This is a genomic window from Paraburkholderia sp. PGU19, assembly GCF_013426915.1.
In the GTDB taxonomy this organism is placed as follows: Bacteria; Pseudomonadota; Gammaproteobacteria; order Burkholderiales; family Burkholderiaceae; genus Paraburkholderia.
This window is the reverse complement of sequence record NZ_AP023180.1, coordinates 2,476,474-2,489,595: the sequence shown is the minus strand read 5'-3', so window position 1 is coordinate 2,489,595 and position 13,122 is coordinate 2,476,474. Positions and strand designations below refer to the sequence as shown.

The following is a 13,122-nucleotide window of genomic DNA, read 5'->3' as shown; positions in this document are numbered from 1 at the left end:
TTCTTTTCAAGGAGGTCTCGATTCCGGATCGGCGCTCGGGCGCCACGCGCTCATTTTAGCGTCTGGGCCTCAGCGGCTTCTTTCTCACGCGTCCGATTTAACGGGCAACGCGCAGCATTCAAGTCCGCGTGACGCGGCGCACAAATGTTAGGGGCATATCGGTCACGCGTTTGTCATCGTATGGACATGCTGGGCTTGCAGGATCGGAGATCCCCCGACTATCCCCCGAGGCCCAGGCCATGCCGGAACTCTCATACCCGCAGTCAGGCACCGCGAGTGCCAAAAACCGCAATTTAGGACTCGCCGTTTTTGTGATTGCGCTGGTCGCTGGCGCGATCTACTGCGCGTTTCAGCTGGTCGGCGACCTCGAATCCGTTCGCACCGGTTCGATCGTCGCTTATCTGCTGCTAGGCGTCGCCCTTCTGATCGCGCTCGGCTTTGAGTTCGTCAACGGTTTTCACGACACGGCAAACGCCGTCGCGACCGTGATCTATACGCACTCGCTCTCGCCCAACGTCGCGGTCGTGTGGTCGGGCACTTGGAATTTCCTTGGCGTGCTGACCTCGAGCGGCGCAGTCGCATTCGGCATTCTTCAGTTGCTGCCCGTCGAACTGATTCTGCAAGTGGGCAGCAGCGCAGGCTTTGCGATGGTGTTCGCACTGCTGATCGCCGCGATCATCTGGAATCTGGGTACGTGGTGGTTCGGCCTGCCGTCTTCGAGTTCGCACACGCTGATCGGCTCGATCATCGGCGTCGGCCTGATGAACCAGCTGCTGCATGGCGCGGACGGCACGAGCGGCGTCGATTGGGGGCAAGCCGCCGGGGTCGGCAAGTCGCTGCTGTTTTCGCCGCTGGTCGGCTTCCTGCTCGCGGGTCTTCTGCTGCTGGTCCTCAAGGCGCTCGTACGCGTGCCCGCCCTCTACGCGGAGCCGAAAGGCAAAGCGCCGCCGCCGTTCTGGATTCGCGGGCTGCTGATTCTGACCTGCACGGGCGTGTCGTTCGCGCATGGTTCCAACGACGGCCAGAAAGGCATGGGTCTCATCATGCTGATCCTGATCGGCACCGTGCCGACCGCCTACGCGCTGAACAAGGCCGTCACGGCAAGCGAAACGCAAACCTTCCTCGCCGTTTCGCAGCAGGCTTCGGCCGCGCTCGGCAAGTATGCGACGCAAGGCGTGCCGCCCGTCGTCGCGCCGCGCAGCGAGGTGGAGAACTACGTGCGCACGCGGCAGCTCGCGCCCGCGACGGTGCCCGCGCTGCAGAAGCTGATGGAGCAGATCGGTCAGCAGGTCAGCTCGTCGGGCACGATGGCGAACGTGCCGCAAGACAAGGTCGATAACGTGCGTAACAACATGTACGTCGCGTCGGAAGCGATCCGTCTGATGGAAAAGGCGAAGCAGCCTGCGTTTGCAGCGGACGACGCCAAGGCAATCGATAACTTCAGGAAGCAGATGGACCACGCGACCAAGTTCATCCCGACGTGGGTGAAAGTCGCCGTGGCGATCGCACTGGGTCTCGGCACGATGGTGGGCTGGAAGCGCATCGTCGTCACGGTGGGCGAGAAGATCGGCAAGCAGCATCTGACCTATGGACAGGGCGCATCGGCCGAACTCGTCGCGATGCTCACGATCGGCGCCGCCGACATGTACGGCCTGCCCGTGTCGACGACACATGTGCTGTCCTCGGGCGTGGCAGGCACGATGGCCGCCAATGGCTCAGGCCTGCAATGGAGCACCGTGCGCAGTCTGGTGCTCGCGTGGGTGCTGACGCTGCCCGCATCGATCGCGCTGTCCGGGGGACTGTACTGGTTGTTCCGTCACCTGTTCTGACGACTCGCACCTTGCCGCCGCGCTGAATCGATCTGGCGGCGGCAAAACAAAAAGCGCGGCATTTTCATGCCGCGCTTTTTGTTTCAGCCCTTCAAACAGGGATCAAAATACGTCAGGCACGATCATCGTATCCGGCACGGGATGACGGCTGTAGTCCTCGTGAAAGACGCGTTCGGGCAACACGATGGACGGATGTTCGATCTCGTGATACGGCACCTGGCTCAACAGATGATGAATGCAGTTCAGCCGCGCGCGTTTCTTGTCGACGGCCTGCACGACCCACCACGGCGCCTCGGGAATATGCGAGCGCTGCAACATCACTTCCTTCGCCTGCGTATAACGCTCCCAGCGGCGACGGCTTTCGAGGTCCATCGGGCTGAGCTTCCATTGCTTGAGCGGATCGTGGATACGCGCCTGGAAGCGGATTTCCTGCTCCTCGTCGGTGATCGAGAACCAGTACTTGATGATCTGAATACCGCTGCGCACGAGCATCTTCTCGAACTCGGGCACCGAGCGGAAGAACTCGTCGTATTCGTCGTCGGTGCAGAAGCCCATCACGCGCTCGACGCCCGCGCGGTTGTACCAGCTGCGATCGAACAGCACCATTTCGCCGCCCGCGGGCAGGTGGCTGACATAGCGCTGGAAGTACCATTGCGTGCGTTCGCGGTTGTTCGGCGCGGGCAGTGCCGCGACCCGGCATACGCGCGGATTCAGCCGTTGCGTGATGCGCTTGATCGCACCGCCCTTGCCAGCCGCGTCGCGGCCTTCGAAAATCACGACAAGGCGATGCCCGGTCTTGACGATCCAGTCCTGCAGCTTGACGAGTTCGCCCTGCAGACGGAACAGCTCGCGGAAATATTGCTTGCGCAATTCGCGTGCTTCGGGTGTGAAGCCTTCGCCGCCGTCGAGGATACGGTCGTCGACTTCCATTTCGAGTTCCTCGTCGTACGCATCGACGAGGTCTTCTTCGAAGCGGCGCTGCCGTGCGGCGAGCGACTCGGCGTCAAGTTCCTGTTCGGATTCCTTCATCACAGTGGCTCCTGTTTTTTCCGCAGAGCGGAAAAGGGTGTACGCGGCGCGTGGGCTCGTGTGATTGTCAGCTTTCTCGGTGTCAGTCATATTACTCTTGCGCAACGGGTGTGGCTGTTCAAAGTACCTTTCCGACGCCCTTTCAAGGCCGCTCTAAGGCCCCTTCAAAGCCTCCTGGCAATGCTGATCTCGTGGCCGTCAGGATCGGTGATATGGAAGTATCGCTCGCCCCATGAAGCATCGGCGGGCGCGGCCTCGGGCTGATATCCCGCTGCCAGCGCCTTGCGATAAACGGCGTCCACGTCGGACACGTGAACGATCACACGCCCCCACCATAGCACCGGTCCTCTCGTGTCGAGAATCAGGTTCAGATAGGTGCCGCCGAACGCAAACGACGTGAACGCCTCGAAGGGTCCGCCATAGGCAAGCGGAAAGCCAAGCGCCAGGTAAAACGCGACGGCGGGCTCCATGTCATGCGTGGCGAGCGTGACAGCACTAAGCCCTTCGAATCGCGGCTCTTGCGCATGGCTCTGTGTTTCCGGCTGATTCATCGCTGACTCCCCGCTCCAGAAAGTGAAAACAGCGGACACCGCCCACCGGCGATGTCCGCTGCAAAGCGAATCGACGAGGCGCCGCGAGATTGGCCGCGACGCCAGCACATGCCGTGAGATTACGGTATCACACGCGACACGCCGCGTCCGCGTGGATCGGATACGGCCTCCGGCCGCTCGCCGGTGATCTTGATCGCCTGAATGTCGCCGTTGAAGTCCTGCGCCTTCAGCGCATAACCCTTCGCTTCGACCTGCTTGGCGAGTTCGCCGTTGATAGGCGCGTACGGCTCCCAGAAGATCGTATTCGGCGGCAAGAGTTGATGGTGGAAACGCATCGCGCTAACGGCGTCTTTCAACGGCATATCGAAGTCGTACACGTTATTGACCACCTGGAAAATCGACGTGAAGATCCGCGATCCGCCCGGCGTGCCGATCACTAGCGACACCTTGCCGTCCTTCGTCAGAATGGTCGGCGTCATCGACGACAACGGGCGCTTTTTCGGCTCGATCGAGTTCGCGTCGCTGCCCACCACGCCGAACATGTTCGGCACGCCAGCCTTCGATGCGAAGTCGTCCATCTCGTCGTTCAACACGATGCCCGTGCCTTCCGCAACGACGCCGGAACCGAAATAGCCGTTGATCGTGTATGTGTTCGACACGGCGTTGCCCCACTTGTCGACCACCGAGAAATGCGTCGTCTCCGCTTTCTCGGGCATCGACGTGCCGAGGCCTGCCTGCACGGTCTTCGTGTCCGACGGCGCGGACGGATTCACTTCGGCCGCACGTTTCGCGATGTAGGCATCGTCCGTTAGTTGCGCGACGGGTACCTTATAGAAGTCCGGGTCACCCAGGTATTGCGCACGATCGGCAAAGACGCGCTTTTCGATTTCCGATATCAGGTGAATGTACTGCGGCGAGTTGAGATCGACATTAGTGAAGTCGCCCTTCAGGTCCGCCTTCATCTTCAGCAATTGCACGAGGCCAATGCCGCCCGAGCTCGGCGGCGGTGCCGTAATCACGTGATAACCATTCCAGTCCGCCTGAATGGGTTGACGCCACACAGCACGGTAATCCTGTAGATCGCGCTTCGTGATGAGGCCACGCCCCTTCATCGACGCCGCGATCAGATCGGCCGTCTTGCCGTTATAAAACTCGCGCGCGCCCTGATTCGCGATGCGTGTGAGCACGGCCGCAAGCTCGGGCTGCCTGAAATTGACGCCCTGTTTCAGATTGCCGAAATAGGTGTCGAAGTTCGTCTTGCCTGCGAAGTCCTTCTCGGCATCTTCGCGGCGCTTCGCAAGCTGCTCGTCGACTTCGAAACCGTCGCGCGCATATTTGATGGCGGGCGCCAGAACCTGCTTCCATTTCAGCTTGCCGAAACGGTGCTGTGCTTCCCACATGCCTGCCACGGTTCCCGGCACACCCGCTGCGTAATAGCCGAAAAGACTCTTGTCCTTGATCACATTGCCCTGATCGTCGAGAAACATGTTGCGCGTCGCAGCCAGCGGCGCGCGCTCGCGATAGTCCATGAAATACGGCTTGCCGTTCACGTATAGCGTCATGAAACCGCCACCGCCGATATTGCCTGCCTCAGGGTACGTAACAGCCAGCGTGAACGCGATAGCGACAGCCGCGTCGACGGCATTGCCGCCTTCCTTGAAGATCTGCTCGGCAGCATCGGCGCTGTACTTGTCAGCGACGGCGACGGCTGATGCGTTGAGTACGGGTCGCTGCGGCGAAGGTGCCTTCGCGTAAGCAGGTGCGGACTCGAGCAAGCCCGCGGATGTGGCGAAGAGACCTGCGACGGCGAGTGCTGTTGCAGAGAATTTCGCTTTATCGATTAGTTTCAATGCCTGTCTCCAAAGACAATTATTCAGTGACGGTACTTAAAGCCTGTCTTTGGGCTTATAACACGCAACCTGTGCTTTTGCGAAGCACCCCTATTTGTTGCAGGTGCATCGAGTTGCTTCGCTCGATTATTCCAATTGCAATACGACTGCGACGCTGTTAGGCAGCCTGTGATTCATTCAGCATTTTCCGCACATGACGGTACTCGCCAATACTATCGAAGCACCGATGCAGTGAAGTGCAATCACTTGGCGCGCGCATTAACAACCCGTCCTAATATGATGTCGTTCGATGAAGTAACGTCATGCTCGATCGCGAGCTATGCAACGAAGAGCACAATCCGACGATGCTAATCGTTACGCATCAGATGATTTTGTTGCGCGTGAATTTGCGGACCGCGTCTGCTTCTTCTCGCAAGGCAAGATCATCGAGCAGGGACCGCCGCAGCACGAACGCACGCAACAGATCCTGCGCGCGGTTCGCGAAGCGGTTTAGAGCGTTTGGCGTCAATGCGTGACGTTCGCGAAGGCACGCGTCACGCTTCCCCTCTTCCGCCGCGCGCGAGTTCTTCGCCGCTGTTGTGCGGCAGCTTCGCCGTCACGGGAATCGACGCGAGCGAGAACAGACCAACCACCAGGAACGCGGGCCAGAAGTCGGTCCACACGATGGTCGGATGCCCTTGCACGTTGTGCGATATTTGCAGCACGATGCCCGCGATCGTCACGCCGAGACCCAGCGAAATCTGTTGCACCACGCTCGCGACGCTCGTCGCGCGGCCCACGTCGCGGCTCGGAATGTCCGCATACGCGAGCGAGTTCAGCGACGTGAACTGCAACGACGGAAACACGCCACCGAACAGCACGACGAACCAGATCACAGCGTGCGGCGTTCCGGGACCGAACAGTCCATAACTTGCGATCGCGCAGCCGGCCAACACCGCGTTGAACATCAGCACGCGCCGGAAGCCGAAGCGCGCGAGCACCGACGACGCGATCGTCTTCATGAAGATCGAGCCGAACGCCGATGCGCAGGTGATCGTGCCCGCCGCGAACGGCGTCATGCCGAGCCCTTCCTGCAACGCGAGCGGCAACAGGAATGGCACGGCGCCCAGGCCGATCCGAAACAGCGAGCCGCCGGCGACGCTCGCGTGAAAACTGGGGATGCGCAGCAGCCTGAGATCGAGCACCGGCCGTTCGACACGGCTCGCATAGCGCCAGTAGACGAGCAGCAGCGCGGCGCCGAGCACGCACATCGCTGTCGATACGCGGTCCGATACCAGTTCGCCACCGACCAGCGACAAGCCGAGCATGAACAGCGACGCGCCGCTCGCCGACAACACGAAGCCGGTCCAGTCGAGCGGACCGGGATGTGCTTCGCGCATGTTGGCGATGTGTTTGTTCGTGAGCCAGATGCCGAACAGGCCGATCGGAATGTTGACGATGAAGATCAGACGCCAATGCAGATACGTCGTGATGAAGCCGCCGAGCGGCGGCCCGACGACGGGCCCGAGCAGCGCGGGCACGGTCAGATAGTTGACGGCGCGGATGAAGTCCGACTTCGGTACGGACCTGAAGATGATGATCCGGCCGACGGGCACCATCATTGCGCCGCCGATGCCTTGTACGAAACGCGCGGCGACGAAGAGCGGGAGAGTCGTCGATGCGGCGGCCATCAGGGAGCCGGCCATGAAGATGCCGATTGCAGTGCGGAATACGGAGCGTGGGCCGTAGCGGTCGGCTACCCAGCCGCAGACGGGGATGAACACGCCGAGGCCGATCACGTAGGCCGTGATTGCGAGCTTTAGGGTGATTGGGTCGTGGCCCAAGTCCCGCGCGAGTACCGGTAGTGATGTGACGAGGACCGTCGAGTCGACGTTTTCCATGAACATCGCGCAGGCGACTATCAGTGGAACGATGAAGGTGCCTATTGCCAGAGGCATGGTGTAAGTGTTTGGTTTTTGTCTGCGACGCTGTTGAGGGTTGGTTTGGGGTTCTGTGCTGCGCGAGCTGGGTTGGTTTGCTCGTGTTTTCGCTAGCATCCGCGAGTTGTTATCTAGCTTCACGCGTCGCCCCTGTGCGGGGCGGCACCTACTTTTCTTTGCCGCCGCAAAGAAAAGTAGGCAAAAGAAAGCGGCTCACACCGCCAATCCTTCTTCCTGCCTGAGGGACCCCAACCGGTCTTATGCTTCACACGGCAATCACGTGACCCATGTTCGTTGCCAACGCTCTTGCGGTGCGTCTCACCCGCTTCGCGCGCCCGCGTCGCCACATGCCGCGCCGGACATTCCGCCGCCGCCCAGGTTGCAAACTGTGTGTAGGCCGTAGCGCCGCACACGCCTCACTTCGGACCGATAGCGCACGCGTTCCACCCTGTAAGAGCGCCAACCTATACGACGCGACAACCTACACACAGTTTGCCACCTGGGCGGCAGAAACCATTCGCTGCCGCTAGCCTTTGTGCGGGTGTTGGAAGTGGGTGAGGCGCTTATTCGAAGCGTTGGCAACACGCGCGAACGAGTGCGCTGCCGTGTGAAGCGTAAGACCCGATGGGGGCCCTCAGGCAAACACAAAAATTGGCGGTGTTAGCCGCTTTCTTTTGCCTACTTTTCTTTGCGGCGGCAAAGAAAAGTAGGTGCCGCCCCGCACAGGGGCGACGCATGAAGCTAGATAACAACTCGCGGATGCCAGCGCAAACCACAAGCAAACCACCCAGCGTCGCAGACACCCAAAAACCCAAAACCCGAACCCTTACCGCGCAGCCCCCACCATCGGCTGCAGCATAGGAAGAATCTCGGCAGCCGCCCGCTTAACATCATTCGGAAAATCGATCTCAATCCACGGCGCGCCCGTAACATCGGCAGTGTCAAACACATGACTCCGCTCAAGCAGCAAATCCCGCACCGCCTCTTCATGAGGCATATTCGCGCGCCCGCTATCGACATACCCCGCCACGATCTCGGCAAATCGCTTTGCCGTCTCTTCACGCAGACGGAAGAACCCAACCGATTCACCAATCGTGTCGTACTCAAGCCCAACAGCCAGCTGCTTGCGCAGTTCAACAGGCACACCATCCTTCAGACACAACTTGACGGGCTCATCGCCAACCTCAAAATCGCGATCGATCAACAGGCGATTAGCATGCTCGCCCGCAACGAGGGCGCTCAAAATGCGCTCGTCATACAGCACATCAGCATCCATCAGCAGCACGTCGCCGCCGCTCGTCATCGCATCCGCAACGGTATGCACCGTCAGCACACTGCCAAGATCGAAACGCGGATTCAGCCTGATCTCGACCTTGTGCGGCCACTCGATCCGCTCCAGTTCGGCTTCGACCAGCTCCGGCTGAAAGCCCAGCGCGAGCACGACGTCATCGACGCCCGCCGCATCGAGCATTTGTAAATGACGCTCGAGCAAGGTCACGCCGTCGAAACGCAGCAGGCATTTGGGAAACTGTTCTCCGACAGGTTGCTGGAGACGCAGGCCAAGACCTGCAGCAAGAATGATGGCGCGCATTCGCGGTCCTTTCTAAAAAAATCAATCGACAGCAGGCAGACGCGAATCGCGCCGCCGCTGCCAGCTACGTTCGCTGAAGTGCAGATAAAGCAGGCCCGGCAGACCCAGCAGCAACTCGCGCGCGCGCTTCACCAGCGACAACGCCAACGCCGCCTCGGGCGGCAGTCCGACCAGCGGCGCGAGCAGCAGATAGCCGCCTTCCTGGATGCCAAGCGAGCCGGGAATCGCGAAAGCCGCGCCGCGTATCGCCTGGCCGAGACTTTCGAGCAGCAATGCATCCACCCAGCCAACGGGATGGCCGAGGAAGCGCAGCGCCAGCCACACTTCCACCGTACCGATGATCCAGCCCGCAAGGCTCAGTGCGAAGCTCGCCGCAACCTTGCCGCGCTGGTCGTATAGCTCGCGCACGGCGACATCGACGGCATCCGCCCGCGTGGTGAGCGCCGACCAGTCGCGCTTGCCGAATACCTTCGACACGACGCGCAACGCCTTGCCGAACAGGCCGCGCCGCTGCGCCATATAGAAGCCGACGATCATCGCCGCCAGCACGCCCGTCGCGATCAGCGCCGCCGTCTGCAAGTCCTGCATCGCGCCATGCGCAGCCGACGCGCCGAACAGCAGCAGGCCGAGCATCGCGAACACGATTTGCGCAAGCGCCTGCAACGTGGTGCTGACGGTGATCGCCGCCGCGGCGTCGCGCATGCGCAGCCCGCGTTGCGACAACTGGCGCACCATCATCACAGGCCCGCCGATCTGGCCAGCCGGCAACAAGCTGTTCACCGATTCGCCGATCCAGCGCGCGAACACCGCGTCGAGTTCGGTGACTTCCTTTCGGCGCCTGTCGAACATCACGGAGATTGCGCCCGCATCGAGCACGAGCGGCAGCAAATGGAACGCTGCGACGACGGCAAGACCCCAGCCGGCCGCCATCAGCGTCGAGACGACCGAGCCGAAGCCCTGCCATGCGAGCAACGCGACGAACAGCCCACCGCCGATCGTCAGCAGGATCACGGCAGCACGCGTCACGCGCGTTCTCCTTTGGCGTTACGGCGCGCGAACTGGCTGAACACCTGACGGAAGCCGAAGTACGCGATCGCATCCTTCAGATTCGAAATCACGCGGCGCCACGGGCGCATGTTCGGATCGGTGACGTACTCGAACGTCAGCGAGACGCGCATTTCGTTTTCGAGCGCAGGCGTGATGCGGTGGCGCAGCTTGTCGCCGTCGAAGAACACGAGACCGCCCGGCGGAATCTGCACCGAGCCCGGCAGATCGGCCTTGTCGGGATTGCGCGTGTGCAACTCGTAGTCGAGACGGCACGACGATTCGTCGATCACGCCGAGCAGCAGCGTATAGCGGCGGCCGTCGTAGTAAGACGTGTCGTAGTGCCAGCCGATATGATCGCCCGGTTTCGTGTAGTAGTAGAGCGCGTACGCGTGCGGATCGTCAGCCGGCGACAGCAGCAGCTTGTCACCCGTCAGATGCTCGAGGAAGCCGATCAGCTCTTTCGAGCGGTACAGCTGCGCGATGAACGGCGCGAGGCGGTCGATCGTATGGCGGCTGACGCTGCCGCCCTGCTTGTGACCCGGCAGATAGTTGCGGTTCACTTCGGGCAGCAGCCCGCGCGCCGCGGCGATCAGTTGCGCCGTGACTTCGGGCGCGAGGAAATCTTCGAGGTACAGAAACGCGCTCTGGTCATCGAAGTCCTTGCGCAGTTGCGCATTATCGAACGTGCGGACGCGGCTTGCGACAGCGCGATCCGCATCGGGTACGCCGCTCGAAGCAGCGGCCCCAGAAACGGCAGAAGCCGGCGCGAGGCCGGCAGCGGGTTCCATCGGGTGGGTTGTAATCACGTGTTCTTCTGCGGGCAAACTCATCAACTCACCAACGCTTGACTGTCTTTTTGCGCCGGGCGAGTACGGCGCAAGACGCGCCGGTAATCGATCACCACGTACGCAGCAAATAACGGCGCGCCAATCGACGCAGCCACGAGAAACGGTGCGACGCCGCCCGTCAGCGTGACGAGCGGCAGCAGATAAAGCACATCCTCGGTTTCAAAGCCGCCGACGGACGCCTGCTTCGTGCCCATCTTGCCCGCCATTTCCTCGATACGCATGCGCAGGAAGAAAATCAGCGCGATCGCGACGCCCGCGATCGTACCCAGCACGAACGGCGGCACGGCCAGCCCGATCAGATTGCCGACCTGCGCCGACGTCATGCCGTAGCCCATGCCGCCGAACAGCAGCACCGTCACGAGCGCGTCACATGCGAGGTCGTAAAAATGACCGATGCGGCTCGTCTTGCCGCTGACGCGCGCAAGCTCGCCATCCGTGTGATCGACGAAGTTGGACAGCACGATCAGAAACGCGCCGAGGTTGGTCCACGCGAATCCGCCGCGCGCCAACGCCAGGCCGCCTGCGAGACCGATCAACAGGCGCACGGTGGTCAGGTGATTCGGCGTAACGGGTGTATCGACGAGCGGCATGATGAGCCGCCGGGCGAGCCGGGCGTCCCACATTCTGGGCGGCGGAACGCTCCGGGGAGGGTGTGATTGCGAAGTCATAACCCGGAAATATATACGGGATCGCGTTTTCTTGCCTTAGTCGCACACAATTCTGTTGCTTTTCAAAGACCTACTCGTGCTCGCCCTGACAGCACGTTTTTCCGAACACAGGTAGAGTGCGTGCCGGTCGCGCCGATGTTACCGAGTCTTTCTCACCATTTTCGTGGCCAGTTTGTCGTCGATCGTCGCGGTACTCCGCGTTTTTTTGCTTCCCTGTTCGTCCGCAATCGAGCGGATGTTCTTCAAAAACATGAAACAGCTTTTTGTCCGCTCTGCTCTCATCGCCATGCTGATGTCGGCGCTGCCACTCGCCGCGCGCGCCGCATCGCTCGACACTGCGCTTGCGTGCGATCAATCGGCGCACAAGTTCATCGCCGATCTCGCCGCGCAACAACTGATCGATCCGAAACCGATGCGCGTCGAGAGCAATTCGATCAACGCGTTCCGCCCGGTGCGCGGCGCGAATCTGGATGCGTATGGCTTCAGCGTGTTCGCTGTCGTCGGCTATGAACAGGACGATCCGATCTTTCGCGCCGGCAGCGGAGAGCCGCTCGCGAAGTCGGCGTATGGCGCAGTCGTCTGGGGCAGCGACGAGAAGGTTCAGACGGCCGTCACCGCCGCGGGGAGCACCGCCATCGTTCATCATGTCGCGCCACATGTGACGGCGATATTCTGCAAGCGCAGTTGAGCGATTTCGTGAAGGACGACGCGCACGTTAGTTATCAACACTTTTCGTGGGTAAGCCTGTGAGTATCCTGCGCACGACCGCGCCAAGTCATTGATGTGGCTCGGAATGTGTGTCGTGCATGCAAGGGCGCATTCATTCGCTGATCGACGGCTTTTGACGCGCGCAAGCCTGTTCTTGTCCACAGTTTTTGTTCACAAGCCTGTGAGTAACCTGAGCAAGATCGACGCAAGTCATTGACGCAACTCAGATTGCACTCGATGCATCTCCGTCGCGTCGCTCTTACACGCTTCTCCGGCGTGCGGACACGGCCCGAAGTTGTCCACAGATTTTGTTCACAAGCCTGTGAGTATCCTGCGCACGAGATCGGCAAGTGCTTGATGCGACTGGACTTAAACGCGCTGCACGCAGCAGGCAAACGCGCGAGCCCGGCGAACCGCATCCCGATTGTCCACAGATTTTGTTCACAAGGATGTGGACAAGCTAAGCACACCACACGCAAGTGCTTGCCACGAAAGGAAGTTCGGCCCGCGTTGCCGATCGATGCACCGATGCTCGCGCGCACCCGGCATATCGCTTGAAAGCGCGTCGGCTAAAATCCCCGGACCATTCATGCACGGCCTTCAATGCAAGGCCAATGCGCCTGACCACCGGAGCCTCACATGCCCTACGATCAGCAGAACCCGTTTGCCCGCATCCTGCGTGACGAATTGCCGTCTATCCGCATTTATGAAGACGAGCACACCGTTGCGATGATGGACATCATGCCGCAGGCCGAAGGCCACGTGCTGGTTCTGCCGAAAGAGCCCGCGGCCGAGCTGTTCGAACTGTCGGAAGACGCAGCGGCCGCCGCGATCCGCACCGCGCGCAAGGTCGCGATTGCCGTGAAAGCCGCGCTCAACCCGCCGGGAATGATGATCGCGCAACTGAACGGCGCAGCGTCAGGCCAGACCGTGCCGCACGTGCACTTTCATGTGATTCCGCGTCACGACGGCATTCCGTTGAAGATTCACGCCGCCGAGCGCGCCGATCTCGACGAACTGCGCGTGCTGGCCGGGCGCATCAAGGCAGAGCTGGACAAGCCCGCGTCCGCCTGAGCCGCTAA

At 61.1% G+C, this 13,122-nt stretch carries 11 protein-coding genes and 1 pseudogene; 4 read left to right on the top strand and 8 right to left on the bottom strand.

Annotation, left to right across the window (positions count from 1 at the left end; genetic code table 11):
* Nucleotides 1-239 precede the first annotated feature (239 nt).
* Complete coding sequence (locus H1204_RS28815) at nt 240-1,829, top strand: inorganic phosphate transporter (protein ID WP_180731861.1); 1,590 nt, start codon at nt 240-242, stop codon at nt 1,827-1,829.
* A 102-nt stretch (nt 1,830-1,931) separates the two neighbouring features.
* On the opposite strand, the gene ppk2 is transcribed toward H1204_RS28815, so the two are convergent.
* The 3 genes from ppk2 to ggt all read right to left on the bottom strand — a co-directional run bounded on the left by ppk2 (nt 1,932) and on the right by ggt (nt 5,259).
* The gene (gene ppk2, locus H1204_RS28810) at nt 1,932-2,858 is read right to left on the bottom strand and encodes a polyphosphate kinase 2 (protein ID WP_131240036.1); all 927 of its coding nucleotides are present in this window, start codon (nt 2,856-2,858) and stop codon (nt 1,932-1,934) included.
* A 164-nt stretch (nt 2,859-3,022) separates the two neighbouring features.
* Complete coding sequence (locus tag H1204_RS28805; RefSeq protein WP_180731860.1) at nt 3,023-3,409, bottom strand: VOC family protein; 387 nt, start codon at nt 3,407-3,409, stop codon at nt 3,023-3,025.
* A 119-nt stretch (nt 3,410-3,528) separates the two neighbouring features.
* Nucleotides 3,529-5,259, bottom strand: a complete 1,731-nt coding sequence (ggt, locus tag H1204_RS28800) for a gamma-glutamyltransferase (protein WP_180731859.1) — start codon at nt 5,257-5,259, stop codon at nt 3,529-3,531.
* 184 nt (nt 5,260-5,443) lie between these two features.
* Between ggt and H1204_RS51580 the strand changes: the two are divergent.
* Nucleotides 5,444-5,752 (top strand): annotated as a pseudogene (locus H1204_RS51580) (ectoine/hydroxyectoine ABC transporter ATP-binding protein EhuA); the annotation flags it as partial.
* 40 nt (nt 5,753-5,792) lie between these two features.
* Here the strand turns inward: H1204_RS51580 and H1204_RS28795 are convergent.
* The 5 genes from H1204_RS28795 to H1204_RS28775 all read right to left on the bottom strand — a co-directional run bounded on the left by H1204_RS28795 (nt 5,793) and on the right by H1204_RS28775 (nt 11,254).
* Nucleotides 5,793-7,196: an MFS transporter gene (locus H1204_RS28795; protein ID WP_180731858.1), complete on the bottom strand. Its 1,404-nt coding sequence runs from the start codon at nt 7,194-7,196 to the stop codon at nt 5,793-5,795.
* 808 nt (nt 7,197-8,004) lie between these two features.
* Nucleotides 8,005-8,769 (bottom strand): phosphocholine cytidylyltransferase family protein, encoded by a 765-nt coding sequence (locus H1204_RS28790; protein WP_180731857.1) that lies wholly within the window; start codon nt 8,767-8,769, stop codon nt 8,005-8,007.
* Nucleotides 8,770-8,790: 21 nt separating this feature from the next.
* On the bottom strand, nt 8,791-9,795 hold the full coding sequence (locus tag H1204_RS28785) for a flippase-like domain-containing protein (RefSeq protein ID WP_091786377.1): 1,005 nt from the start codon (nt 9,793-9,795) through the stop codon (nt 8,791-8,793).
* On the bottom strand, nt 9,792-10,646 hold the full coding sequence (locus H1204_RS28780; protein WP_180731856.1) for a 2OG-Fe(II) oxygenase: 855 nt from the start codon (nt 10,644-10,646) through the stop codon (nt 9,792-9,794). The genes H1204_RS28785 and H1204_RS28780 overlap by 4 nt, the downstream gene beginning before the upstream one ends.
* A complete protein-coding gene (locus tag H1204_RS28775; RefSeq protein WP_243468692.1) occupies nt 10,646-11,254 on the bottom strand; it encodes a CDP-alcohol phosphatidyltransferase family protein in 609 nt (202 codons plus the stop codon). The genes H1204_RS28780 and H1204_RS28775 overlap by 1 nt, the downstream gene beginning before the upstream one ends.
* A 328-nt stretch (nt 11,255-11,582) precedes the next feature.
* Between H1204_RS28775 and H1204_RS28770 the strand changes: the two genes are divergently transcribed.
* The gene (locus H1204_RS28770) at nt 11,583-12,020 is read left to right on the top strand and encodes a hypothetical protein (RefSeq protein ID WP_180731854.1); all 438 of its coding nucleotides are present in this window, start codon (nt 11,583-11,585) and stop codon (nt 12,018-12,020) included.
* 659 nt (nt 12,021-12,679) lie between these two features.
* Nucleotides 12,680-13,114: an HIT domain-containing protein gene (locus H1204_RS28765; protein WP_024162913.1), complete on the top strand. Its 435-nt coding sequence runs from the start codon at nt 12,680-12,682 to the stop codon at nt 13,112-13,114.
* Nucleotides 13,115-13,122: the final 8 nt, after the last annotated feature.